The organism is Candidatus Aquicultor sp., from assembly GCF_054640775.1.
On sequence record NZ_JBTSLF010000019.1, the window covers coordinates 1 to 25,836 of the forward strand.

Annotated in this window: 19 protein-coding genes and 2 tRNA genes; 18 read left to right on the top strand and 3 right to left on the bottom strand. The window is 50.9% G+C overall.

The features are described 5' to 3' along the window. From ACYC56_RS02960 to ACYC56_RS02970, 3 genes are all read right to left on the bottom strand, one after another. A partial coding sequence (locus ACYC56_RS02960; protein ID WP_461372692.1) for a hypothetical protein occupies positions 1-665 on the bottom strand: 665 nt, incomplete at its 3' end. Beyond that, the gene (locus tag ACYC56_RS02965) at positions 666-2,840 is read right to left on the bottom strand and encodes a 6-pyruvoyl-tetrahydropterin synthase-related protein (RefSeq protein ID WP_461372693.1); all 2,175 of its coding nucleotides are present in this window, start codon (positions 2,838-2,840) and stop codon (positions 666-668) included. A 42-nt stretch (positions 2,841-2,882) separates the two neighbouring features. Continuing rightward, positions 2,883-3,662, bottom strand: a complete 780-nt coding sequence (locus tag ACYC56_RS02970; protein WP_461372694.1) for a glycosyltransferase — start codon at positions 3,660-3,662, stop codon at positions 2,883-2,885. 15 nt (positions 3,663-3,677) lie between these two features. Between ACYC56_RS02970 and ACYC56_RS02975 the strand changes: the two genes are divergently transcribed. The 18 genes from ACYC56_RS02975 (at position 3,678) to ACYC56_RS03060 (ending at position 25,795) form a co-directional block, all read left to right on the top strand. Further along, on the top strand, positions 3,678-4,271 hold the full coding sequence (locus tag ACYC56_RS02975; protein ID WP_461372695.1) for a hypothetical protein: 594 nt from the start codon (positions 3,678-3,680) through the stop codon (positions 4,269-4,271). 445 nt (positions 4,272-4,716) lie between these two features. Next, a complete protein-coding gene (purD, locus tag ACYC56_RS02980) occupies positions 4,717-6,000 on the top strand; it encodes a phosphoribosylamine--glycine ligase (RefSeq protein WP_461372696.1) in 1,284 nt (427 codons plus the stop codon). Between the two features lie 46 nt (positions 6,001-6,046). Next, positions 6,047-7,348 (top strand): adenylosuccinate lyase, encoded by a 1,302-nt coding sequence (gene purB / locus ACYC56_RS02985; RefSeq protein ID WP_461372697.1) that lies wholly within the window; start codon positions 6,047-6,049, stop codon positions 7,346-7,348. A gap of 159 nt (positions 7,349-7,507) precedes the next feature. After that, positions 7,508-8,203 (top strand): phosphoribosylaminoimidazolesuccinocarboxamide synthase, encoded by a 696-nt coding sequence (gene purC / locus ACYC56_RS02990; RefSeq protein ID WP_461372698.1) that lies wholly within the window; start codon positions 7,508-7,510, stop codon positions 8,201-8,203. Next, on the top strand, positions 8,204-11,191 hold the full coding sequence (purL, locus tag ACYC56_RS02995) for a phosphoribosylformylglycinamidine synthase subunit PurL (protein WP_461372699.1): 2,988 nt from the start codon (positions 8,204-8,206) through the stop codon (positions 11,189-11,191). A 6-nt stretch (positions 11,192-11,197) separates the two neighbouring features. Further along, positions 11,198-12,028, top strand: coding sequence for a phosphoribosylformylglycinamidine synthase I (purQ, locus tag ACYC56_RS03000; RefSeq protein WP_461372700.1), 831 nt, complete (start codon positions 11,198-11,200; stop codon positions 12,026-12,028). Between the two features lie 372 nt (positions 12,029-12,400). After that, complete coding sequence (locus ACYC56_RS03005) at positions 12,401-12,703, top strand: type II toxin-antitoxin system RelE/ParE family toxin (protein ID WP_461372701.1); 303 nt, start codon at positions 12,401-12,403, stop codon at positions 12,701-12,703. Next, positions 12,696-13,802, top strand: coding sequence for a HigA family addiction module antitoxin (locus ACYC56_RS03010; RefSeq protein WP_461372702.1), 1,107 nt, complete (start codon positions 12,696-12,698; stop codon positions 13,800-13,802). Before ACYC56_RS03005 ends, ACYC56_RS03010 begins: the two co-directional genes overlap by 8 nt. Before the next feature lie 186 nt (positions 13,803-13,988). Next, positions 13,989-15,434, top strand: coding sequence for an amidophosphoribosyltransferase (gene purF / locus ACYC56_RS03015; protein WP_461372703.1), 1,446 nt, complete (start codon positions 13,989-13,991; stop codon positions 15,432-15,434). Next, the gene (purM, locus tag ACYC56_RS03020; RefSeq protein WP_461372704.1) at positions 15,427-16,479 is read left to right on the top strand and encodes a phosphoribosylformylglycinamidine cyclo-ligase; all 1,053 of its coding nucleotides are present in this window, start codon (positions 15,427-15,429) and stop codon (positions 16,477-16,479) included. Before purF ends, purM begins: the two co-directional genes overlap by 8 nt. Continuing rightward, positions 16,472-17,101 (top strand): phosphoribosylglycinamide formyltransferase, encoded by a 630-nt coding sequence (gene purN, locus ACYC56_RS03025; protein ID WP_461372705.1) that lies wholly within the window; start codon positions 16,472-16,474, stop codon positions 17,099-17,101. The genes purM and purN overlap by 8 nt, the downstream gene beginning before the upstream one ends. A gap of 182 nt (positions 17,102-17,283) precedes the next feature. Continuing rightward, positions 17,284-18,879 carry a right-handed parallel beta-helix repeat-containing protein gene (locus ACYC56_RS03030; protein ID WP_461372706.1) on the top strand — a complete coding sequence of 532 codons (1,596 nt, stop codon included), beginning with the start codon at positions 17,284-17,286 and terminating at the stop codon, positions 18,877-18,879. A gap of 119 nt (positions 18,880-18,998) precedes the next feature. Next, positions 18,999-23,216, top strand: a complete 4,218-nt coding sequence (locus ACYC56_RS03035) for a DUF6531 domain-containing protein (RefSeq protein WP_461372710.1) — start codon at positions 18,999-19,001, stop codon at positions 23,214-23,216. Further along, positions 23,209-23,547, top strand: coding sequence for a hypothetical protein (locus ACYC56_RS03040; protein WP_461372707.1), 339 nt, complete (start codon positions 23,209-23,211; stop codon positions 23,545-23,547). The genes ACYC56_RS03035 and ACYC56_RS03040 overlap by 8 nt, the downstream gene beginning before the upstream one ends. A gap of 51 nt (positions 23,548-23,598) precedes the next feature. Further along, entirely contained in the window at positions 23,599-23,838 is a 240-nt protein-coding gene (locus ACYC56_RS03045) for a methyltransferase family protein (RefSeq protein WP_461372708.1), read from the top strand. 102 nt (positions 23,839-23,940) lie between these two features. After that, complete coding sequence (gene purH, locus ACYC56_RS03050; protein WP_461372709.1) at positions 23,941-25,497, top strand: bifunctional phosphoribosylaminoimidazolecarboxamide formyltransferase/IMP cyclohydrolase; 1,557 nt, start codon at positions 23,941-23,943, stop codon at positions 25,495-25,497. 148 nt (positions 25,498-25,645) lie between these two features. Beyond that, positions 25,646-25,718, top strand: a tRNA-Lys gene (locus ACYC56_RS03055). A 4-nt stretch (positions 25,719-25,722) separates the two neighbouring features. After that, positions 25,723-25,795, top strand: a tRNA-Glu gene (locus ACYC56_RS03060). Positions 25,796-25,836 lie beyond the last annotated feature (41 nt).

Genomic DNA, 25,836 nt, shown 5'->3' on the forward strand with positions numbered 1-25,836 from the left:
GCCCCTTTAGGGGAGTCGCCGAGCAGCCGCTGTGCAACGATCGAAGGGATTTCGAAGAGCGCCGAAACCAGCGAGGCGACCCTGCCGCCTTCAAGCTCGGCCACCGAATCGATGCTCATGAGCAGCTCTGCAGATTCCAACTCCATGAATTTCAGACGGTATGCGGTTGTGCCGACTTCGAGTTTGCGCCACTTAAGAGCGGAAAGTACCTCTTTAGAAAAATCTGGGGCTATGATGAAAAGCCGCTGATCCTGGTTAAAATGGCCTGGCCGCCTTTTCTCATCGTACGAGAAATAGCTCCGGTGCATCTCGGTGAGGTCTTCGACCACCAGACCGTGCGTTTCAAAATAGCGCGCGGCCATTTGGTTAAGCTCGGCATAACCGGTATTTCGCGTCCCCCAGGCGAGCCCGTCGGCTTCCTCGATCCATTCATGGGGAGGTGACTTCGATGCGAACAGTATGGCGACGAGCGAGGCGTTCTCATCAAGCGCGATGAGGCCGCCGGCGCCGTTTTTCGCGCTCCAGTCGCCGATAACGAGAAGCTTTTCCGGCAGCACATCGCGTTCGGCTATCTGCTCGGCAAGCCAACCGGTATCGACACCCTCGGGCCAGGGCGCCTCATGTATCTTATTAAGCTCGCGGTTGTTAAGGCTAAAAATCGGCACCTATGCGCTCCGTTCTTTTGCAAACCCGGTAGAATCCCCCTGCTCGGCGTCCTCGGGTTGCGAGGGAGAGCGAAGGGACGAGATCTTTCGCACGGCGAACATAAGCGCATACGCCGCAACGAAGAGCCATGCGATATCCGAGAGAATCCTGCCTGTGGTATCAGACCAGGTCTCGCCGAAATAGAGGTGCACGTGGCGCTGTCTGGGCACGACCATCATGATGGTCGGCGAGGCCAGATACGGCCCGTCGGCACCCTCGACTTTCCAGTTCGGGAAATAAGAAATCCTTATAAGATGCGGAACCCCGATGGCGGAGGTCGTGAAATCCAGTCCGTCGTCGGTGATGATCACGTTCGTGATCCTGCCCTTGCGCGCCGGCTCACGCCGGATGGGGCCTTCTAGATCGGCTGAAACCGTTCGGAACGTATCTTTAAGGGCCCGCGCCTGGGTTGCGTCGACCAGCGGCACATCAAAGAGCCTGGGTTTTGAATACCAGGCAAGAGCGGTTGTGCGCCAATCCTTGGTGTCCACCATGAGCGGCATATATTTTGGGATGACCACATACCCGTCGGTGTCGACTTTATAGAGGGCAAACTCCATATCCGTGCCGCTCACCTTAAACTTTTTCAGAAGCGCCAGGTCTGGGTTTTTATTCGCCTGGAGCTTGACCTCGTTTGAAATGGTCAAGAAGTAATCGATATTATACAGTTGCAGGTGGCGTACACCATCGGCCACATTAAGCTGCGGGTACTGGATGCCGAGTATCGCGCAACTCGGCTCTTTCGAGAGTTCCGCTTGGTTGACAAAGTGAAACGGCGCTGAGAGCGAGGCCTCCATCAAGGTTCCCTCGATGGTAGGGTGCCCCGCGAAATAGGGCAAAAGCTCGAAGGCGCGTGGCGTGCCGAAGGTGTCGATCTTCGAAGAGTGCTCGACCATCACCCGCCCTGGGGGCAGGCTTTTTATATAGGTGTTGATCGCATTAAAATCCTTCCAATGGGCCTTGCCCTCAAAACCGGAGTAGTTCCAATTGATCCAGGCCGGGGCGGTTTGGCTCGTTCCAAAGACCGTGACAACGACCACGGCAATGGCGATCGCGGCTACCACGTAGTCGGCGTAGCGCTTAGGAAGCAGCACATAATCGTAAAAGAGCCCGGCGAGCACCCGGCGTAAAAACCAGATGCCGTACGCCGCCCAGATAAACGAGAAATAGTAGAAGAAGGGCACGACCCGCCCGTTCCAGAGGCGACCCGACGGCACCAGGAAAAACAGCGCCAGCGACATCACGAACGTCCACAAGAAGAGGTACATCCGGCTATCGCGTCTGATAATCGCGCCGAGTATGCCGACGGCGCTTATCGCGACAAAGGGGCGCAAAGGAGCGGGGAGGATCTCATTGATCCCCTGAAGCTGGTCCCATTGCATATGCGCGGTGTAGCCGATCTTTGCCGCAAAGGGCAGCGACCAAAACGCGGTAAGAAAAAAGCCCAACACGAACACACCGGCGAGAATAGCAAAACGCTTTATGTTAAACCTGTTGAGCAGAAAATATGTCGAGAAGGCGAGCGCCATGATGGTGGTGACCACGTGGGAGAGCACGACCATGGCGAGCAGCACACCGGTAGAGACTCTGAACCTCTGCTCCTTGATATCCCTGTAAAGAAGCGCCAAAAACAGAATCAGAAGCGAGAAGCTTAAGCTATAACCGAACTCGCCCGCAAGCGTGCTCAAGATGTTGCCGCCGTAAATCGAATAGCTCTCCATGAACAGAAACGGTAGGGTAAAACCCGCGGCTATCAAGGGGAAAGGAAACTTAAAGTCCAGCACCTTAAAGGCCGCATATGTGGTGGCGGGAAGCAGAAACACACCGAGAAGCGTTCCGATTTTAAAGGCGATCTGGTATTTGATGACCGTGCTCATGGCCGCTATCGCCAAAAAGCCGAGCGGAAAGTAGTAGTGAAGCATCGGAAATCCCATGTACCAACCGGGAGACCATCCGGCTATCCTGCCTTTAGGAAGGAGATGATGGATAAGGAAGTCGGCGACATAATGGTGTGCGCCGGTATCTCCTCCGGCGGTTGTCGTCGCGGAGAAGATCAAATCCGGTTTAAAAAATGAAAAAAGCGTTCCGTAGATCGCTATAAATCCAAGCACTACCGCAAGGCGTGAGAGCCTCACCGTCTTGATCTGGGATACCAGCCTCTCTATTTTGGTCCCCTCCTACGTGGATGATCCTCGTGCAAGGTGTTCTTTCCATAAGAAGTAGCGAAGCATGAAAAGGCCGATAATTGTTCGGGGGATTCGTTTTACCATGCTCGAGCGCGCCGGCCGTTTCTCTTCGACCACGACCGGGACTTCTTTTATTCTAAGACCGCTTTGCTCGGCCCTGATGACGAGTTCGGTATCGAACAGGTCCTTTGCAAGGCACGCGCGTTCGATAATCGGCTTGATCTTCTTCCGGTTAAACGCCTTCATGCCGTGCGTCTCTCTGACCTTTACATTAAAGAGCGTCTTGTTGAACAAGTGAAAGCCCTGTGTTACCATTTTGCGCGAAAAGCTACGCCTATCGTCGGCCCCCGGCGCGAGCTTGGAGGCGATGACCACGTCGTATTGTTTCAGAAGCCCGAGCGCTTCCTTTAAAAACTCGACGCTGTAATAGTCGATATCGAAAATGAAGATATACGGGGCCTTGGCGGCGACCATACCGGCCCGCATGGCCCTGCCGTAATCGGCGGCACCTATGGTCAGCGCCCGTACGTTATGCAGATCTTCGGATAATCCCTTGGCTATCTGTCTGGTATCATCGGTGCTTCCGTTCTCACAGAGGATGATCTCAAACGCCACGCCCAACTGCTGCAGACCATCATAGAGGTCGGTAGCCGCGGCCGGCAGGAACTGCTCTTCGTTATATACCGGTATAACGATAGAAATCTTCGGCCGGGTTTTTTTATTCTGGGCGGGCAACGAGTATTCGTTATATGCCTCTGCCGGATACATCATAGGATTCCCGTCCTTTTGTTGATCCTGTTCTCCCTGCCCCACGACGGCGAGGAGGTTCTCTCAAAGCTTGTCCTGCCCGCGATAATCAACAGAATCGCCATGGCAAGAAACGGCTTAAAATCCATCTCCGCTTTGTTGACCTTTGGCTTTTTCGCCTTGGTCGCAAGCGCGGGGTTTTTTATCTTTTCCCCTTCGACAACAACCCTTTGCCCGAGCGTCGTCGAGGTGCTCGTCGCCACCGATTTTTTTACCGGGGCATATACATCGGTCGATGTAGTTGAGCTACTTACCGTACCTGATGCGTGTTTTTTTGGCTTTGCCGGAGCGGCGTCTTCGTTCACCCGATCCGAGCTGGTTGTGCTCAATCCGCTGCTATCATGTGGTTTCTTTTGCTCTGTCGTTGATGTCGTTGGTATCGATGTTTTCGTTGTCCTTGGTGATCCTGGCGCGGTTGAAGTTGTATTGCCAGCAGTATCCGTGTTCACTACTGCGACAGCCGGTACGGTAAAAGCTACGATTAGTGCTACAGCTAAGTGCAACGATATAAAGAGCCTCTTCAACATCAACCTCGTTTCTACCCACGATTACCAAGCGAATAAATCAGCGTGACCCATTGCAACAGCTTATCAAAACGGCGTTCCTTACATTACTTCCGTACCACCTCTGATAGACCTATAATAAAGACTTACGAACTGTTCTATTATGTCTATTAAGGACTTCCATAAAAGAGTGCCCTATTAAAGAACACTATTACTACTGCAAATATGACACCAGTTAGGGTAAAATTCTACCCCAAATCTATAACAAGCCTATAATTTAACCGTAGTAAATTTCTACCCTTAATCGGAGCTTTTTAAATCACTCTCTCAGCCCAATCTCGATATGCGATTGCTGGATTGCTGGGCGTGCATCTTGCTTTATTGCAGCTAGGACTGGTTTTACGTAAAATCAAGAAATGCGGTGGTAAAAATTTTAAATTGCTCTACTAAGTATTTTACCGCATTTTCATCAAAAGTGGTAAGGCTTGCGTTTTGTCAGGCGAAATGGAGGAATCTTGAAGGTACTGGTCATAGGTAGCGGTGGGCGCGAACACGCCCTGGTATGGAAGATACGACAGAGTCCCAAGGTCGAGAAGATATACTGTGTTCCCGGAAACGGGGGGATTGCACGGCTGGCAGAGTGCGTTGCGCTCGATCCGACCGATGTCGAGGCGCTGGCCAACTTCGCACAGGATAAATCGATCGATCTCACGGTGGTAGGCCCCGAAGCGCCCCTGGTAGCGGGCATCGCCGATGTATTTTCGAAAAAGGGCTTAAAAGTATTCGGCCCGAGCGCACGGGCGGCCGAGCTTGAGGGGAGCAAGAGTTTCGCCAAAAACATCATGAATAAATACGGCATCCCGACAGCGGAGGCGAACCTTTTTGATAACTACGGGGAGGCCGCCACATTCCTCGAGAAACTTAAAAGCCCTTATGTGATTAAAGCCGACGGTCTGGCCGCCGGGAAAGGGGTCTTTATCGCGAAAAACAAAGACGAGGCCAAAGCCGCCCTGAAAAGTTGCCTCATCGAAGAGCAGTTCGGCATAGCCGGCAAGCTGGTGCTCATTGAAGAGTACATGGAAGGCCCTGAACTTTCCATTCTCGCCTTCAGCGACGGCAAGGACGTAATCCCGATGGTCCCCGCCCAGGATTACAAGCGCGCCTACGACAACGACGAGGGCTTGAATACCGGGGGCATGGGATCATATTCACCGGTTCCAATCGTTACGTCAGAACTTTACGGGCAAATCGTTGAGACGGTTCTCAAGCCCACTATCAAGGGTCTTGCATCTGAGGGGATCGAATACCGCGGCGTGCTGTACGCAGGCATCATGCTCACTAAGGATGGGCCGAGAGTTTTGGAGTTTAACGTGCGCTTCGGCGACCCCGAGACCCAGGCGATTCTTCCCAGGCTCACGAGCGACATCATCGAGCCGATGCTCGCGGTCGCCAATGGTGACCTCTCGGGCGTAAACCTGGCCTGGACCGATGAAGTATGCATCACGGTGGTTCTGGCGTCGGGCGGTTATCCCGGTGATTACTCGACCGGCTATCCGATAACGGGGCTTGATGAGGCCGGCACCATCGAAGGCGTGACCGTTTTTCATGCCGGCACCAAGGTAAAAGACGGCCATATCGTTACCGCGGGCGGGCGCGTGCTCAACGTGAGCGCTCTGGGTAAAGATTTCGAGGATGCCAGGCAAAAGGCCTACGAGGCCATCGGCAAAATTCACTTTGATAATATGCATTTTAGAAACGACATAGCGCTTCGCGCCATAAAGAGCGGAGCTAAAAAATAGCGAACGGCACATAGCGTGCTACTATTTATGAAAGAAGGCTTTTTATATGATTGAACGATACTCGCTGCCCCGGATGCGGGCCATTTGGGAACTTGAGAACAAGTTTGATACCTGGCTTCAGATAGAGATCTTGGCCACGGAAGCCCAGGTGAAGCAGGGGATAGTGCCACAGGAAGCGCTTGATGAGATCAAGGCGAAAGCAGCCTTTAGCGTCGACCGTATCGAAGCGATCGAAGCCGAGATCCACCACGACGTCATCGCCTTTTTGACTAATCTTGCCGAGAACATAGGCCCTGCCTCTCGGTACGTCCATTTCGGTCTTACTTCCTCAGATGTAGTCGATACCGGGCTAGCAGTGCAGATGAAGGACGCCATCGATATCATCATCGAGGATGTTAGCGATGTGATCGGCGTGTTGAAGAAGAAAGCTTTCGAATATAAAGACACTATTTCGGTCGGGCGCACCCACGGCATCCACGCCGAGCCGATGAGCTTCGGCTTGAAGTTCGCCAACTGGGCGTTTGAGATGCATCGCAACCTGAACCGCCTCGAGCGCGCCAAAGCCGCGATGTCGGTGGGCAAGCTTTCCGGGGCGGTCGGCACGTACTCAAATATCGACCCGTGGGTCGAGGAATATGTCTGCGAGCGCTTAGGGCTTACCCCGGCGCCGATATCCACCCAGGTATTGCAGCGCGACCGGCATGCCGAATACATGAGCGCCTTGGCAATCGTCGCGGCCACAATCGAAAAAATCGCCGTTGAGATCAGGGGACTGCAAAAGACCGATACGCGTGAGGTCGAAGAGCCGTTTGCAAAGGGACAAAAAGGCTCGTCCGCCATGCCGCATAAGAGGAACCCGATCATAGCGGAGCGCCTTACCGGCCAAGCCAGGATTATCAGGGCGAACGCCCTTGTGGCGTTTGAAAACGTCGCACTCTGGCACGAACGCGACATCTCCCACTCTTCGGTCGAGCGCGTCATCATCCCGGACAGCACCATACTTCTTGATTATATGCTCAACAAACTTAAGTGGCTTTTGGAAGGCCTCCTCGTCTATCCCGAGAACATGAAGCGAAACATTGAGCGCACCGGCGGGCTTATCTTCTCGTCGCGCGTGCTCCTCGCCCTCGTCGAAAAAGGGATATCCAAGGAGCAAGCCTACGAGATCGTCCAGCGAAACGCCATGGCGACCTGGGGCGGCGAAGGCGAACTTAAAGACCTCCTCAAGAAAGACCAGGAAGCCGCGGGGCTCCTGAGCGATAAAGAACTCGATGAACTCTTCGATACCGCATATTTCTTGCGAAACGTCGGCATCATCTACGATCGTCTCGAGAAACTGGAAGTCTAAAAACCCTTTATGAAGATTTTGTTAACTCTTCGCGTGCAGGGCAGAATGGTGCGATAATCTGGTTTTTAGAGGAAACCAACATTTGTAAAAGCACGCACTTACAGGTAATATGAAGGAGCAAAATAAATCGGCCCGAGGGCTGAAGTCAGAGGTGAGCAGATGGTACAAAAGCAAGATCAACTCTACGAAGGAAAAGCAAAAAAGATCTATTCAACAGATGACCCCGGTGCGGTCATCCATGAGTTTAAAGATGACGCGACCGCGTTTGACGGTAAGAAAAAAGGCCAGATAACCGAGAAAGGCTCGATGAACGCACAGATTTCGGCGGCCCTTTTTACTCTCCTTGAGAACCAGGGAGTGCGCACTCATTATAGAGAGCTGATCAACGACCGAACTATGCTCACCGACAGGCTCGACATGATTGCGGTCGAGGTAGTCGTGCGCAATATCGCTGCGGGCAGCCTTTCTAAGCGGCTGGGCTACGATGAGGGCGTGCCGCTTAAGAACACCATCGTCGAGTTCTACTACAAGCGAGACGACCTCGGCGACCCCATGATAAACGAAGACCATATCGCAGAGCTCGGCATCGCCACCAAAGATCAGGTCAAAGAGATGCGCGAGACGGGTTTGAGAGTAAATGACGTCCTCGTGCGCTTCTTCGATCAGCTGGGACTCACCCTGGTCGATTACAAGCTCGAGTTCGGTTTAAAAGACGGCGTCATGATGCTCGGCGACGAGCTTTCACCCGATAATTGCCGCCTATGGGATAAAAAGACGGGCGAAAAGATGGACAAAGACCGCTTTCGCAGAGATCTCGGCAAGGTCGAAGAGGCCTACCAGGGTGGCAACTTCTAGATGTGGCGAATAGAAGTCGCTCTTAAACCCGGAATCACCGATGCCCATGGAAATGCGGTTCGAAAGCAAATAATCGAGGACTTGCTAATCGACGTCGAGTCGATCCAGTCACTCAATATCTATACGATCGATGCGGATTTTACCCATGAACAGGTCACCGCAATCGCAAAGGACCTGCTCACCGATCCCATTACCCAGGTTGTTAAAATAAACGAGAGCTTTAAGCGCCCGTTTTCGGTAGCAATCGAAGTCGGCTACAAGCCGGGGGTCACCGATAACATTGCTGCGACCACCATCGAGGGAATCGAGGATCTGCTCGGGATCAAGTTTCCCGAAGACGGATCGGTGCATACCTCAAAGCTCTATCTGATCACCGGTTCGGTCGCAAGGGACGATGCCGAGAAAATCTGCGTCGGCCTTCTTGCCAACCCGCTCATCGAGCACTACCAAATCTGGCAAACCGGCGACGACATCCAGTCAACGGTTAAAAAAGTGACCGCGCTTTCGCGCTCCACGAAGTTCGACGCCAAAGTCGCCGAGGTCAACCTCGACGTCTCTGACGAGGAACTTCTTGAGATAAGCAGAAAAGGCGTGCTCTCGCTCAACCTTGCCGAGATGCGGATCATTCGCGACTATTTCAAGGACGAGAAGGTAAAGGCCGAGCGTGAGAAGGTGGGCTTGAGTACCCGCCCGACCGATGTCGAGCTTGAAATGCTCGCACAGACCTGGTCCGAGCACTGCAAGCACAAGATATTTAACGCGACCATCGAGTACACCGAAGGCGAGAACACCGAGAGAATCGAGAGCCTTTTTAAAACTTATATCCGCAAGGCGACCGAGGAAATAGCCACGAAAAAAGATTGGCTGGTCTCGGTGTTCGTCGATAACGCGGGCGTGGTCGACTTCGACGGCGAATACAACATGGTCTTTAAGGTCGAAACGCACAACCACCCCTCGGCGCTCGACCCTTACGGCGGCGCGGTGACCGGCATCGTCGGCGTCAACCGCGACCCCATGGGCACCGGTATTGGCGCTGAGCTTATCTTTAACACCGACGTTTTCTGCTTCGGCCCCCCGGACTTTCCTTATGAGGAGCTTCCGGCATCCGTCCTGCACCCAAAGCGCATCTTTAAAGGCGTGCGCAAGGGCGTGGAGGACGGCGGCAACAAGATCGGTATTCCGACGGTAAACGGTGCTATCCTCTTCGACGAGGCATATGTTTACAACCCGCTGGTCTATTGCGGCACCGGCGGTCTTATGAAAAAAGAGATCAATGGAAAACCGTCCCACGAGAAGACGGTAGCCCCCGGCGACTTGATCGTTATGGTGGGCGGCCGTATCGGAAAAGACGGCATCCACGGCGCGACGTTCTCCTCTGTGGCATTGGATGAAGGAACATCCTCCGCCGCAGTGCAGATCGGCGCTCCTATCGTCCAGCGAAAAATGCAAGACGCGTTGCGCGAGGCGCGCGAGATGGATATTTACAGAGCGATTACCGATAACGGCGCGGGCGGCCTCTCATCCTCGGTGGGCGAGATGAGCGAGTTTTGCGGCGGCTGCGAGGTCGATCTCGAGAAAGCCCCGACCAAGTACGCGGGCTTGCAGCCCTGGGAACTCTGGGTATCCGAGTCCCAGGAGCGCATGACGGTCGCCGTCCCACCGGAAACAATCGATGCGTTTATGGATCTTTGCCGCAGGCGCGATGTCGAGGCCACAGTCATCGGCACGTTTGCAAATACCGGCAAGGTCCACGTTAAATATGATAAGAAAACAGTTTTATACCTGGATATGGACTTCGTACACGAGGGCCTTCCCGGTCTAGAGCTTACCGCTGCCTGGCGGCCAGCGCTTGAGGTTGAACCCGAATATGCCGCCGATGGTCTTAGCGAAGATCTTACCGACTATCTAAATGGCGCCCTCGCGAAAATCCTGGGCAGCTTTAACGTTTGCTCCAAGGAGTGGGTCATCCGCCAGTACGACCACGAGGTACAGGGCGGAAGCGTAGTAAAACCGCTGGTCGGTGTGGAAAACGATGGTCCGTCGGACGCTTCGGTCATCCGCCCGCTGGTTTCTTCCAAGCGCGGCATCGTCGTATCCAACGGCATCAACCCAAAATACGGCGAAATCGACGCCTACTGGATGGCGGCTTCGGCAATCGACGAAGCGGTTCGCAACATTGTCGCGGTAGGGGGTGACCCCGAGCGTATCGCGATCTTGGATAATTTCTGCTGGGGCAACCCGATTCTTTCCGAAGCGAATCCGGATGGCGACCACAAGCTCGCCCAGCTGGTACGTGCTACGAAAGGCTGCTACGAGACCGCTGTCGGCCTGGGAACGCCGTTTATCTCGGGCAAAGACAGCTTCCACAACGAATACCGCCTGGAAAACAGGACGATCGCAATCCCGCCGACGCTTCTCATCTCGGCAATGGGCGCAATCGGCGACGTGGAGAAGGCGGCTACCATGGATGTTAAAAAAGCGGGAGACATCGTCTATATAGTCGGCGAAACCCACGATGAGTTCGGCGGTTCGCATTTCTCTATGATCAACGGTCTTACAGGAGGCCGGGTGCCCAAGGTCGACGTTACCGAGGCGCTTGCGCTCTATACGGCGCTTCATACCGCCATAGAGAAGGGCCTCGTCGCATCCTGCCATGATTGCTCGGAGGGCGGAATCGCGGTCGCGGCTGCAGAGAGCGCCTTTGCCGGCGGGCTCGGCATGAAGATCGATGCTAGCAAGGCCCCGACCTCAGAAGTGATGGAGGGCTGGAAAGTGCTCTTCTCGGAATCAAACAGCCGCTTTGTCGTGACCGTCTCGCCCGAGAGCGCACAGGCCTTCGAGGCCGTGATGGCCGGGCGCGAGTACGCTGCGGTGGGCGAGGTCACGCAGGAAGGCTGGCTCATCGTCACAGGACACGGCGGGACGGCCTTAATAGATGCACCAATACATGGATTGAAAGAGGCCTTTAAAGCGCCTCTTAGGTGGTGATAGTAAATGACTAATCATCTAAGCGATAACGTGAATAATAAAGCTGGTGGCAAACCACGAGTGCTCGTCATGCTTGCGGCGGGAATCAACCGGGACAAAGACGCCCAGGACGCGTTTACCCTGGCGGGAGCCGAAGCCGAGCGGGTACACATCAACGACATAGCCGATGGCACAAAGCGTCTTGCCGATTACCAGATACTGATGCTTCCCGGCGGGTTTTCGTTCGGGGACGATATCGCTTCAGGAAAAGTCCTGGCCAATAAGCTGAAGTACAAACTTAAAGATGACCTGTTGCAGTTTATCGCCGACGGAAAACTGATCCTTGGCGTGTGCAACGGGTTCCAGGTGATGGTAAAGCTCGGGATACTGCCCGGCCTGGATGGAGACTACATGCGCCAGGATGTGACGCTTACCAACAACGACTCCGGCAAATTCGAGGACCGCTGGGTTAACTTAAAAATCAATCCCGAGTCAAAGTGCGTCTTTACAAGAGGCATTGAAAAGGTCATCTACGTGCCGATTTGCCACGGCGAGGGAAAGTTCATCCCGCGTGACGACGAAGTCTTAACGCGCCTGCAGGAAAACGGCCAGGTTGTTGTACGGTACGTCGATGAAGCCGGCGCGTTCGGCACCTACCCGGTCAACCCGAACGGCTCGGTCGCCCATATCGCCGGTATCTGCGACGAAACCGGGCGAATCTTCGGCATGATGCCCCACCCCGAAAACTATATCCAGCGCACCCAACACCCCAACTGGACGAGAAAAGACCTCCCCGACGAAGGCGACGGCCTCGCGATCTTCAGAAACGCCGTCGAGTATGTAAAGCGTGAGCTATAGACTTTAGGGGACGATCTTCGAATACTTTTGAAAGAGATCGGTTACTCCGAGTGCTTCAAAAGATTGCAGATTGTCGATTATGTAGTTGAAGTTTCGCTGAGTTAACTGTAGAGAGACATCTTGCCCCCTTTAACCCACGAACGATTATCTTAAGTATACTACTAAACGTTTATCGCTAAAGAGTATTTAGTTCAAATGATCGTCTAGTATCTAGGTAAAGACCTTGGAGCTAATTGCCAAACCATACCTATCACCAACAATTGAACGCCAGTTCTTTCTATGCATCTGGCAAATACTTCCTGTGTCACCATTAATCAATCTGGTATAATTATTCACCCAAAGGGTGAATAATTTATTGACTATTAGGGGATAATGTACGATATTGAATTTAAGACAAAAAAGCTAGAAAGGTGCTATCTTGTGTCTCAATACGGGCAGAGGGTGTTGGGTCCAGATATTGCCCGCAAATACATCGAGCGAATCAACATTCTCAGAAGCATCGAAAGTCTCGATGATCTGAATGCCTTCCCGCAGCTAAGATTTCACTCACTAAAGGGTGATCGAGAAGGCCAATATGCAATCAACCTAACGGGATACGTTAGGTTGATTTTCACTCTGCAAGGAAGTGAGATGCAAGTTATTTGCATTGAGGAAATGAGCAAACATTATGAGTAGGTTGGAAAAGACGCGATTACCGGATATTGCTATCCCGCCGGGTGAGTTTCTATTGGAGACAATAGGGGCGCTTGGGATATCCCAAGCGGAATTAGCAAAGCGAATGGGTCGCCCGGTACAGGCTATTAACGAGATTATCAAAGGCAAAAAAGCTATAACTGGGGAGACTGCTTTGCAGCTCGAGAGTGTCTTAGGCACGCCTGCATATATATGGCTAAACCTTGATAGGCAATACCAATTAAATAAGGCGAGACTTGAAAGGGCCGATAAACTGAAGGTGCAGGCATCAAGGTTATCACAATTCCCTGTTGCCGAGATGGTTAAATACGGATGGATTAACCGGTTTAATGATAAGGTTGATCAAACGCTTGAGCTATTAAATTTTCTTGGCGTTGCATCCCTTGATGCACTTGAAACAACCCGTTTCTTTGAAGCAACGCTTCACGCAGCTTATAGGAGGTCATCGAATCACCAGGCATCCCCACACTCAATGGTGGCTTGGCTTCGCAAAGGCTGGCTTGAGGCAGATAAGATAGATACGGCAGCATTTAATGCTAAGGAATTAGATACTGCTTTAATTAATATAAGACCGTTGACTCGCAAGAAGCCCGAAGAATTTGAACCTGAACTTAAAGTAATAATGGCTTCATGTGGCGTGGCCCTGGTCTTTGTACCACACCTTCCTAAGAGCTATGTTAGTGGGGCAACTTATTGGTTAAGTTCAAATAAAGCCGTCATCCAATTGAGTTTAAGATTCAAAACTAATGACCATTTTTGGTTTAGCCTGTACCATGAAGCTGCCCATTTACTGCTTCATGGAAAGAAAATGATTTTTCTTGATGATTGGAAAACAAAAAGCGACAGTGAAGATGAGGCAAATGAACGTGCTGCGAATAAACTTATCAATAGTTCTGATTATAAGCGCTTGCTTGAATATCGGAACAAATTTTCCAGAAAAACGATCGAAGAGTTTGCTGAGCAGATTAATATTGCACCTGGAATCGTGGTAGGCCGATTGCAGCATGATGGTCTTTTGCCATACGCACACTTGAATGATTTAAAGGATGCTTTTATTTGGGCCAATGAAAGTTGGCGTTAAAGGACTGCTAAGCCAATAAGCGGCGCTAGGGGTGATAGCCTCTAACTAGAAATGGAATTATACTTGCCCGGCAAGCCTTAGGGATTTTAATCACTACACTATATTTGGGTCCTAATATTTGGTATCTTAGAAAATGAAACATACGATACCAGCTACAAAGAATCATCTTTAAGGAGCTTGTTATATTTGAGTTCTGAGTTCGATTATGAACGACCAGATAAACCGGAAGAAGCCTGCGGCGTCTTCGGTGTGTATGCACCGGGTGAAGATGTAAGCAGGCTTACATACTTTGGACTGCACGCCCTGCAGCACCGGGGCCAGGAGAGCGCCGGTATCGCGGTCGGGGACGGCGATACCATTATCACCTATAAAGATATGGGCCTCGTTCCCCAGGTCTTTGATGAGAAGAACCTGGCGTGTCTTATAGGAGACGTCGCCATCGGGCATACCCGTTATTCGACGACTGGGTCGAGTCACTGGGAGAACGCACAGCCGATCTACAAGGCATTTCAGGAGGGAAGCATCGCCCTCGCCCATAACGGGAACCTGACCAACACCAAAGAGCTTCGGAGCATGCTAAGTAAAAACGGGCAGCGGTTTCGCTCGACAAGCGACAGCGAGGTCATCGCGTCTCTTATCGCATCCTTTGCGGATAAAGGCGCCGAAGGCGCGATAATAGAAACGATGAAGCAACTGGAGGGCGCTTACTCGGTGGCCATTATGACCGAAAATCAGCTCTTCGCGATCCGCGACCCGTACGGTATACGCCCGTTCGCCATCGGAAAACTCGGCAAGAACTTTGTCGTCGCGTCCGAGAGTTGCGCGCTTAATATCGTAGGCGCCGATTACATGCGCGACGTCAACCCGGGCGAACTGGTGATTATCGATGAGAACGGATTGCGAAGTGTGCAGGCGGTGGAGCCGAAAAAGCTTTCGCTCTGCATCTTCGAGTTCATCTACTTTGCCCGCCCCGACACCAGGCTCTTCGATAGGCTTCTCTACAGCGCCCGCGAGACAATGGGCGTCGAGCTTGCCAAAGAGACGCCGGCGGATGCCGATCTCGTTATAGGGGTTCCCGACTCGGGCGTGCCGGCGGCAATCGGCTACTCCCAACAATCGGGCCTGCCGTATCGCGAAGGGTTGGTCAAGAACCGCTATATCGGGCGCACCTTTATCCAGCCGTCGCAAACTATCCGCCAGGCGGGAATAAAACTGAAGCTTAATCCTCTCTGTGAGGTTATTAAAGGTAAGAGTATCGTTGTTGTCGATGACAGCATCGTCCGGGGCAACACCAGCAAGAAGCTCGTTGAGATGCTTCGCGAGGCGGGGGCGAAAGAAGTGCATATGCGGGTAAGCTCGCCGCCGACCAAGTGGCCCTGCTTCTACGGCATCGATACCGCCGACCGGGGCCAGCTCATCGCGGCCAACAATGAGATCGAAGAGATACGCCAGTATATCGGCGCGGATAGTTTGGGTTACCTCAGTGTCGAAGGGCTGGTGAAATCCACCGAGAGCGTGCGTGAGGATTTTTGCCTGGCGTGTTTCGATGGCGTCTATCCCATCGACGTGCCGGAAGACTTAAAGATAACCAAAATGATGCTTGAAGAGGAAGAATCGAAGATAAATGGCTAATAAAGCTGATGCCGGGAAAAAAGGCCTCACATATAAAGACGCCGGCGTGGATATCGAAGCAGGCGAACACGTTGTCGAACTCATCAAGAAATCGGTGCGCTCGACGTTTCGACCGGGCGTTTTAACCGATATCGGGGGCTTCGGTGGGCTGTTTGGCATCGACAAAGACCGCTATAAAGAGCCCGTCCTGGTAGCAGGCACCGATGGGGTCGGCACCAAGCTTAAGGTAGCCCACGAGCTTGATATTCATAACACGGTCGGCATCGACCTCGTCGCCATGTGTGTAAACGATATCCTGGTGCAGGGCGCAGAACCCCTATTTTTCCTGGACTACTTTGCAACAGGTTCCCTTGAGCCGGAAAAGACCGCCGCCGTCATCGAGGGTATCGCCGAGGGCTGCCGCCAGGCCGGATGCGCGCTTCTCGGCGGGGAAACGGCCGAGATGCCCGGCTTTTACGCGCCCGGCGAATACGATCTCGCGGGTTTTGCAGTAGGTATCGTCGACAAAGACAACGTCGTCACGGGCGAGGGCATCACCGAGGGTGACGCGATTCTAGGGCTGGCCTCAACCGGCCCACACAGTAACGGCTATTCGCTCATCCGAAAGCTTATCGAGACCCGGGGGCTTAACCTCACCCAATCGTATTGGGAGGGCTCTTCAAGCCTCGGCGAGGCCATCCTTGCCCCTACGAAAATATATGTAAAAAGCATTTTAGAACTTATTAAAACCTATCCCATAAAAGGCCTCGCCCATATAACGGGCGGCGGTTTGACGAATAATATCCCAAGGATACTGCCGGCAACAGTGGATGCGGCACTCAACTCGGGCTCATGGCCCGTGCCGCCGGTCTTTGATTTTATCCAGCAAGAGGGCGCGGTTTCCGTTGATGAGATGCGCCGCACTTTCAATATGGGCATCGGCATGGTCGTGGTGCTCGACCCATCCCACGTTAAAGAGGCAATGGCCCTGCTGACCCGTGAGGGCGAATCGGTCGTTAAGATCGGCGCGATTACCAAAGGGAACGGGGAGGTCAGGTATGTCTAACGGGAAGACCCGCTTAGGCGTCTTGCTCTCGGGCAGTGGCAGCAACCTGCAGTCGATTATCGACAAATGCGAAAGCGGCTATCTCCCCGCAGAGGTCGCGGTCGTCATTAGCAATAAGGCGGATGCGTATGGTTTGACCAGGGCTGCCAATCACGGCATTCCGGGGGTCGTTCTTGTGCGCAAAGACTACTCTGATGAGTTCTTCTACAACATGGCCATCCTTGAAGCCCTAAAGGAGCATGACGTTGAACTCGTCGTAATGGCCGGCTACATGCGCCTGCTGGGCCCGGAAGTCCTCGACGCCTACCCGAATCAAGTCTTAAACCTGCACCCGGCGCTCTTGCCGTCGTTTCCCGGCGCCCAGGGCATCAAAGACGCTCTGGATTACGGCGTTAAAGTGACCGGCGTTACGGTACACTTCGCGAACGAGATCTTTGACGAAGGCCCGATCATCCTGCAGGAGGCCGTTTCAATCGCCGAAGACGACACCGAAAACACCCTCGCCCAAAAAATCCACACCGTCGAGCACGTCCTGTACCCCCGTGCGATCAAACTCTACTGCGAAGGCCGCCTTCACATCGAAGGCAAGAGAGTTAGGATTTTGCAGGACACTAACTGGTAACATCGAGCAACCCAAATATTTCACCTCCCTTTGCAATTACGTTATAAACAGAATCAAGTATTAGCATTGACAACTACAACGTCGTCGTTTTAGTATTGTAAATACCGCTTGAGCCACTACCTGTTTGTAAAAAAGCGATTTCGATTCTGTTGGGCGTTAAATTTCATATTGGAGGGGTTTGTATGCTTGCAAGGTCGTACTGTTTCAAGTTCGCTAGACGGTTTACCTCTTTTTTGCTTGTTCTTCTACTATTGTTTGAACCTACCTTATCAATCGCAGCACCCCTACAATCTTCAGGAGCATCATCCAAAATAGTAGATGATAGGTTTAACCAGCGTAATCAAAGTGCTCCTGCGCAAAGAACGTCCCCAAGCACACAAACCGCTGGTCTATTTGATAGGTACTCTATAAAGAAATTTGCAAACACCCTTTTCTCAGCTCAGAGCATTTCTGGAACACAGGTTGGCGGTACAATAAGCCAAAATACAACCTGGACCGCGAGTAACAGTCCCTACGTTGTTACAAGCAATATCACTGTTAACTCTGGGGTTAAGTTTACCATTGAGCCTGGGGTTGTCGTTAAATTCAACCCGCAGCTTAAGCTAACGGTTAATGGAACGCTATTGGCCGATGGTACGGAAAGTAATAAAATCGTTTTTACCTCGATTAAGGATGATTACTATGCTGGGGACACCAACGGTGATGGTACTGCTACCGTGCCGGCAAAAGGAGATTGGTCGCAGCTCTATCTTGGCAGCGGTTCAACAAGCTCTGTGCTTGATAACTGCATAGTTAAATATGCCGGCTATTCGGCTTACTACGGCGCTATTTATGTCGCATCTCAAAGTTTCACGCTAACAAATAACACAATTGCAATGAACAGCACCTATGCTGTATATACGGCAACCAACACCACGCTTATTAAGAGTGGCAATACGGCAACAGATAACACGAGAAACGGCGTTTATGTGGCAAACGGAACGACATCAACCAATACTGTTTGGCAGGGCACTGATTTGCCTTATGTTGTCCTAAGCTTCGCGGTTGGTCAAAACAAATTACACACCGTTGCAGCAGGCACCGTGGTAAAGTTCGATTCCGGTGGCAGTATCTCTGTAAACGGTGGATTTAATGCATCCGGTACTGCTGAAGCATCCACCGTGTTCACTTCAGTCAAAGATGACACCTATGGAGGAGACACTAACAACGATGCCTCAACAACCGTACCTGCTAAAGGTGACTGGTCCTATGTGAAATTTAATGATCAGAGCATCGATGCCTCTTCAACAATTAGCTTCTCGCGCATCCGTTATGCCGGAAGTAGCACGGGCAGCATTTATCTAGCTAATGCGGCAGCTTCAATTGCAAATTCTGTGATTGAGCATAACCAGTATGCTGGTGTCTACCTAACCGGAAACTCACAACCGTCAATTATTGATAACAGAATTACGGATAATGCGTATGGCATCCAAGCAATTGATACGGCTACTCCCTCGATCTCACGAAATACCATGCAAGAAAACACCGGCACGTCTGATTCAAGTGCTATCTATCTTTCAAACAGCGCAGTAGCCATCATTACCGATAACACCCTTACCGCAAATACCTATGGGGTGTACATGAAGGGGTCATCGCAAGCAACCGTTTCCGCTAATGCTATTACCAACAACACGCAATATCCTATAGTAATGGCTGAAAGCTCGATGGTAAGCTGCCTATCTAATATTGTATCAGGCAATATGTACGATACAATCCTTCTCTCTGGTACAAGAACATAAGCGCAACAATACCGAAGCAAGATATAGACTATGGTATCGATGATTTCAAAATTGCTGAGGGTGTGACGGTTACGTTAGAGCCCGGAACTACTTTTAAGTTCCAGCGTAATACTAGTTCAATGGTTGTATGGGGAACGCTTCTTGCACAGGGAACAGCTGGAAGCAAGATTATCTTTACTTGCGTGGCAGATAGTAGATATTGGTCAGGTATCACACTATGGGAGAAAGCTGGCGGAAGTCGTTTTGAGAACGCTGAGTTCGATTTTGGCGGCCATGGCTCATCCTATAGCTATGCAGCGCTCGCAATTCGTAACTGCTCGCCCATCGTAAAAAACTGTGATTTTCGCTACAATGAATGCAGCGGTATTTATGTATATGGTAGCGCTGCGCAACCAATCATATCGCAATGCGTGTTTGATGCGAATGGATGTGGTATTGATTTTGCGAACTTCGCTTCAGGCTGCGTCACCCGTAATACGATAAGTCATAATGCTGACGACGGTATACGGACGGACTCGTCGAATCCCACTGTAGAACACAATGAATTTCTTTCAAACACTAATGGCGTTCGTATCAATATTGGTTCTAGCCCTCTACCACCGCAAGTAAACTACAATCACTTTTCGGGAAATGCCCAGTACGATATTTTGAACCCCCCAACGCCAATTATATTTACGGTTGGAAACTCTTTCGGAAACCCCTGCTACCATGTTGACGACAAAATTCCAATAGGCTATGAGACACCGACTGCGTATTCATATTGTTATAGGAACGTTTATGAACCACCTGCTGCTTATAGATTGGTGACTGGAGTATACTTAGTTTATGGAGGTTTTTTACCCGGCGACCCACTATTCAATTTTTCGTATGGAAATTACCTTTTTAGCGGCTTCTTTGGAGAACCGGTTAACTCATGTACAGGTAATTATACGGCAACTTACCAGGATCTCTCCATCCCTGGTAAGGGATTTGCAATAAACCTTGAGCGCTCCTATAACTCACAAGATACAACTCACACAGGTCACTTAGGATATGGATGGACCCATGCATACGAACAGGCGCTTTGCTTTTGTGGAGATGGTTCAATCGTTGTGCTTCTTGCCGATGGCAGACGCCAAACGTTTACATTAAACACCGATGGCACATACACATCGCCAACGGGGACATTTGAAAAGCTCGTCAAAAACCTGGATGGTACCTACTCATACATACACAAAGACCAATCAAGGCTAAATTTCGACACATTCGGTAATCTTACAAGACTTGTCGATCGCTATGAAAATACAACAACCCTCGCCTATAACACAGACTACCTGTTAACATCGGTATCCGCTCCGGGAGGGAGCAGTTTAACGTTCACGTATGAAAACGACCGCATCATCAAAGCCCAGGATAGCGCAGGGAGATTCGTCGAGTATGGTTATGATGTAAATGGAAATCTTACCTCGGTGAAAGATCTCAACGGTAAGATCACGACCTATACCTACGATACAAATCATCAGCTTCTAACTGTAAACGAGCCAAAACAATCCGCTAATCCTTTTTTAACCAATCATTACGTAAACGGAAAAATCGATTACCAATACGATGCATCTATGAGTAGAACGAGCTTTAGCTATGACACGACTGCCTCAAGGACCGACCTTATTGATAACAACGGGTCGAATCTTACCCACTACTACGACAGCCTCTTCCGCCTCACGAAACAGGTAAACGAAGTAGGCGGCACCAAGATATTTAACTACAATTCACAAGGCCTTCCTGAGTCTGTCACTGATGAGAATTCACATACCGTAAGGTTTTTCTATGATGCAAATGGCAATACGACGGGGACAATCGATGGTGCAGGCCATGAAACCAAGGCGGGATATGACCTTGCCACCAACAACATCCTCTGGAGCGAGGATGCAAATGGGGCACGAACCACTTACGCCTACGATCCGACCGGCAAATTCTTAACCTCAATTGCCAACCCGGTACAAAGCATGCAGTTTACCTATTATGATGACGGTCTCATTCATGAGCTTATCAGCGCCAACGCGACTACCACTTATGAATATAATGCAGTGGGTAATCTTACAAAGGTGACCGACTCATTAAATCAACCAACCTCATTCGGGTATGATAATGCCGGGCGGATGACTTCCGCAACGGATGCCAACGACCATAAGGTTCGCTTCACATATGACAATATGGGCAACATGCTTGCTATTAAAGATACGCTCTCGCTCGTCTATCCTTCCGAGAGGCACCAGGTTGATTTCACTTACGATGATAACGGCAATCAAGCATCCTTTACCGATGCGAACGGCAATACAAGCCAGTTTATGTACGATGATATGGATAATTTAACGGGGGTTGTCGATGCGCTTGATAATACCACGACATATACCTATAACCCCAACTATATGTTAAGCACCACGACGGATGCGAAAGGAAATACAACGACATATGACTACTGGCCGAACAACCTGCTAAAGAGCACAAAGGATGCTCTTAACAACCTTGCCCAGTACTTCTACGACGGTGTCGGAAACCTGACCAAGGTAATCTATCCCAACGGCAACGAAACCTATTGCGAATATGCTGCAGATAATATGCCGACGAGAATTACCTATAAAAACGAACCGACCTCATACGTCTTTGAGTACAACCCTACGCATACGCTAAAAGGCGTTACCGATGACCAGGGCCGGGTGTTTTCTTACGGCTATAATGAAGTGGGTTGGTTGGTCAACGCAACCGATACCGTAAACCCGCAAATGGCTAGTGGCTTCAATACCAGCTGGACCTACGATGCGGCGGGCAGAATCACTGGGCTTAAGACGGATACCGAAGATACAAAGACCTATGAATACAATCTGCGGGGTGACTTGATAACGCTCTTCCTTCCGACCGACCCTACTAGTTCACATACGGCCTTTATTTATGATAACGAGCGCCAGAGAACAGAGGTCGCAACCCCGGATGGCACAACGAGAGGTTATATTTACGACGAGGCGGGGAGGATTGCTTCGGTTGTAAATACCACCACTTCAGGAAATCAGCAATTCGCCTATTCCTACGATGCAAACGGCAACATCACGAATGTGAATACTACTACTCGCTATGGTTACGATGCGTTAAACAGGCTCACTGCATGGTACGACCAGATAAAGGATACAACCACTACTTATAGCTATGATGCTGCAGGCAACCTCACCTCTGCAATCGAGGGTACGCAAACTGTAAAATCTTTTACCTACAACTCCGCTAACCAGATAACGAACGCCGGCTTTAGCTATGATGTCAACGGCAACTTAACGTCCGATGACACCCATACATATAGCTACGATGGCGAAAACAGGCTCAAAGAGATAAAGCGAACAGCAGACAACCACACCATAGCAACCTATGAGTATGATTACCTGGGTAGAAGAATAAAGTCAACCGAAGAAACCCAGACCACTTACTTCCATTATCTAGGCACGACCGCTAATGTAATAGCAGAATCCGATGCCTCCGATACTATTGCCGCCCGCTACTCCTACGACGACAGAGGCCAGCTCATCGCAATGCAGAAAGGTGGTCAGACCTACTACTACCAGTTCAATGCCCATGGTGATGTGGTGTCCTTAACCAATAGCTCTGGCCAGGTGGTAAACACTTACTCCTATGATCCGTGGGGCAATATCCTCTCAGTAAATGAGCAGATAGCTAACCCTTATAGATATGCTGGGTATCGCTATGACGTGAATACTGATCTATATTATTTGTGGCATAGGTATTATAGCCCAGAGATAGGACGGTTCTTATGCCGCGATTTATATCCTGGGAATTTGAGAAATCCGCAGAGTACTAATGCATATCTTTTCTGTTTGGACAATCCGATAAATCTAACCGATTTAGACGGTCGGAACCCTATACTTATTGCAGCTCTCATAGGTGGGGGTGCAGGGGGTCTTGCTTACTTGGCATCCGTTGGTTTTATCTCGCACGGGAATTGGTGTAAGTTTAAATCATCATGGAATTGGTACGATTTTGGAACCTCCGTTGGCTTTGGGGCTATCTCGGGTGGAATTACTGGTGGATTTGGAACCGCGATGACAGTACAGCGAGCAATCTTAACAGGCGGGTTATCTAGCACGGGTCAATATCTAACATCAAACTATCTTCAGGGTAAAGACATAACTCCAGCGGGCTATGCATTAAGTTTTGCATTAGGTTCGGTTGGTGGTCGGCTAGGTATCGGTGAAGCTAGTACGGGTCTTGTAGCTGGATTCCGTGACACTATCTTAGGTACTATACAGAATGTTGTCGAGCCACCTTTAGAAAGGATATTAACGCCATATGAGTAAAACTATTATAGAAGTTATCTTGCCTGGATTAATGTGGAGTATTCTTCTTTGGATGCTAGGCAAAAGTACCTTTTGGGTTTGGGGTGGTCAGATTCGTAGTAATATCGGTGAGAGAATTCTTAGAACAATTAAACCAGCAAAGCCGCGACCATCTAGGTCAGGTAGAATTATGGGCGTAATTTTAGTCAACGAGGCTTATCTATTTATGGCTTTGGTTTTGGTAATTTCAATTGCAGTTCAAAATTTGCAATCAAAGATAATAATCTCGCAGTGTTTTGGCATTATTGCTGTATTCTTACCTGGTCTTATCTCGCTATTCTTCAAAGAATAGATTTCCAAGTAGGCCTATTGAGTATTTCCTATCATGCTGACAATAGCTAACATGATATCTTCAACCTTTTATAAATATATCCGCCATCCGCTTTACGGTTCGCTCTTGTTTCTTGTCTGGGGGATAGTTTTCAAACACCTATCGGTTATTGGCATCGTCATTACGCTTATTGCAACATTGTCCCTAGTGGGTACCGCAAAGGTCGAAAAGCGTGAGAATACCCAAAGGTTCGGTTCGGCTTACACCGAGTATATGAAGGCCACGCACATGTTCATCCCCTTTGTGTGGTAATCACAAACCCACAAGATAATTACCCAGGACGATAGCCTAAGCCTACAGCTTACAGTATAATCAGTAGCATGCTACTAGATTTTCAATTCAAGGGGGACGAATATGATCGATAAAATCAAAATCAGGCGGGCTATTATTAGCGTCTCGGATAAAACGGGGGTAGTCGAGTTCGCCAAGGGATTAAAGTCAATGGGGGTCGAGATCCTCTCCACCGGCGGTACCGCCAAGGCATTGCGTGATGCCGGGGTCGTCGTGATCGAGGTATCCGAGTATACCGGTTTTCCGGAGATGATGGAGGGCAGGGTGAAGACCCTTCATCCCAAGATTTCCGGGGGCATCCTTGCCGACCGCAGGAAAGAAGAGCACATGCGCCAAATCGCCGAGGCCGCGATAGAGCCGATCGACCTCGTGTGCGTTAACCTCTATCCGTTTGCCGCAACTATCGCGCGGCCCGATGTAACGCTCGATGAGGCGATTGAAAACATCGATATCGGTGGACCGACCATGATCCGTGCCGCCGCCAAGAATTTCGAAGGGGTAGCGGTCGTCGTTGACGCATCGTGGTACCCGAAGATCATCGACGAGATGCAGGCAAACGATGGTGCGGTTACCCGCGACACCCGCTTTGCGTTATGCAAGGAGGCGTTCAAGCACACCGCCATGTACGACTCGACCATCGCCCAGTGGCTGTACGGACGCGACGGCAAAGAGTTTCCCGAGGTGCTGACCTATACGTTCGAGAAGATCATGGATACCCGCTACGGCGAGAATCCGCACCAGAAGGCGGCCTACTACAAGCAAGCGGGCGCACCGGCGGACACGCTTGTCAATTTCAAGCAGATTCACGGCAAAGAGCTTTCATATAATAATATCCTCGATATGAACGCGGCCTGGGGCCTGGTCTGTGAGTTCGACGGACCGGCTTGCGCCATCATCAAGCATAATAATCCGTGCGGCTGTGCTAGCGGTACCGAACTCGCCGACGCATACCAGAAGGCATACGAGTCGGACACCGCCTCGGCCTATGGCGGTATCGTTGCGGTCAACCAGATAGTCGATAAAACTACTGCCGAGAAAATGGCTACCATCTTCATCGAAGTCGTTATCGCCCCTGGCTATGATCAGGATGCGCTTGATGTTCTCACGCAAAAAGCCAATCTTCGCTTAATCGATACGGGCGGGGTCACCAAGATGGACTACTTCGATTACGATATTCGAAGGGTCAACGGCGGCGCGCTCGTCCAGGACTTCGACAACATCGAGGAGCCGGTTGCCAACTGGCGTGTAGTAACTGAGGCGCAACCGACGGAGGCCCAGTGGAAGGATATGGCCTTCGCCTGGAAGGTCGCCAAACACGTTAAATCCAACGCCATTATCTATGTGAAGGATCAGGCCACGATGGGCGTAGGCGCGGGTCAGATGAGCCGCGTGGACTCTACATGGCTTGGAGCCCGCAAGGGTGGGGAAAAGGTAAGAGGCGCCGTTGTCGCATCCGATGCCTTCTTCCCGTTTAGAGACGGCCTTGACGCAGCGGTCGAAGCGGGCGCAGCCTGTATTGTAGAGCCCGGCGGTTCGGTACACGACGACGAGGTAATCGCCGCCGCCAACGAACACGGCATCCCGCTCGTCTTCACCGGAAAGCGCCACTTCAGGCACTAGTCGCCGGCGGACATAGATGCGCACAACAGCATCCGGCGTTTGACATCGGGGATTAGCTGTAGTATCATATCTTTTGCTGTAGCGGTAGTGCTCCACATGCCGCTACACTATTTTTGTTTACGTGTTTCGTTAATCCGTAAATTCGTTTGGGCCGTTAGCTCAGCTGGTAGAGCACCGGACTTTTAATCCGGGTGTCGAAGGTTCGATCCCTTCACGGCTCACTGCGCCCCCATCGTCTAGTGGCCTAGGACACAGCCCTTTCAAGGCTGCGGCGGGGATTCGAATTCCCCTGGGGGCACAAAATCATCTCTGATGTTTTTGTAGAGCAATGGACCATTT

What these genes read in the sequence shown, in the direction of transcription:
- ACYC56_RS03010 (WP_461372702.1), top strand. Translation starts at nt 12,696, where the DNA reads ATGAGTAGGTTGGAAAAGACGCGATTACCGGATATTGCTATCCCGCCG.
- purH (WP_461372709.1), top strand. Translation starts at nt 23,941, where the DNA reads ATGATCGATAAAATCAAAATCAGGCGGGCTATTATTAGCGTCTCGGAT.
- purB (WP_461372697.1), top strand. Translation starts at nt 6,047, where the DNA reads ATGATTGAACGATACTCGCTGCCCCGGATGCGGGCCATTTGGGAACTT.
- ACYC56_RS03005 (WP_461372701.1), top strand. Translation starts at nt 12,401, where the DNA reads ATGTACGATATTGAATTTAAGACAAAAAAGCTAGAAAGGTGCTATCTT.
- ACYC56_RS03035 (WP_461372710.1), top strand. Translation starts at nt 18,999, where the DNA reads ATGGTTGTATGGGGAACGCTTCTTGCACAGGGAACAGCTGGAAGCAAG.
- ACYC56_RS03030 (WP_461372706.1), top strand. Translation starts at nt 17,284, where the DNA reads ATGCTTGCAAGGTCGTACTGTTTCAAGTTCGCTAGACGGTTTACCTCT.
- ACYC56_RS02970 (WP_461372694.1), bottom strand. Translation starts at nt 3,662, where the DNA reads ATGATGTATCCGGCAGAGGCATATAACGAATACTCGTTGCCCGCCCAG.
- purN (WP_461372705.1), top strand. Translation starts at nt 16,472, where the DNA reads ATGTCTAACGGGAAGACCCGCTTAGGCGTCTTGCTCTCGGGCAGTGGC.
- purQ (WP_461372700.1), top strand. Translation starts at nt 11,198, where the DNA reads ATGACTAATCATCTAAGCGATAACGTGAATAATAAAGCTGGTGGCAAA.
- ACYC56_RS03040 (WP_461372707.1), top strand. Translation starts at nt 23,209, where the DNA reads ATGAGTAAAACTATTATAGAAGTTATCTTGCCTGGATTAATGTGGAGT.
- purM (WP_461372704.1), top strand. Translation starts at nt 15,427, where the DNA reads ATGGCTAATAAAGCTGATGCCGGGAAAAAAGGCCTCACATATAAAGAC.
- ACYC56_RS03045 (WP_461372708.1), top strand. Translation starts at nt 23,599, where the DNA reads ATGATATCTTCAACCTTTTATAAATATATCCGCCATCCGCTTTACGGT.
- purL (WP_461372699.1), top strand. Translation starts at nt 8,204, where the DNA reads ATGTGGCGAATAGAAGTCGCTCTTAAACCCGGAATCACCGATGCCCAT.
- purC (WP_461372698.1), top strand. Translation starts at nt 7,508, where the DNA reads ATGGTACAAAAGCAAGATCAACTCTACGAAGGAAAAGCAAAAAAGATC.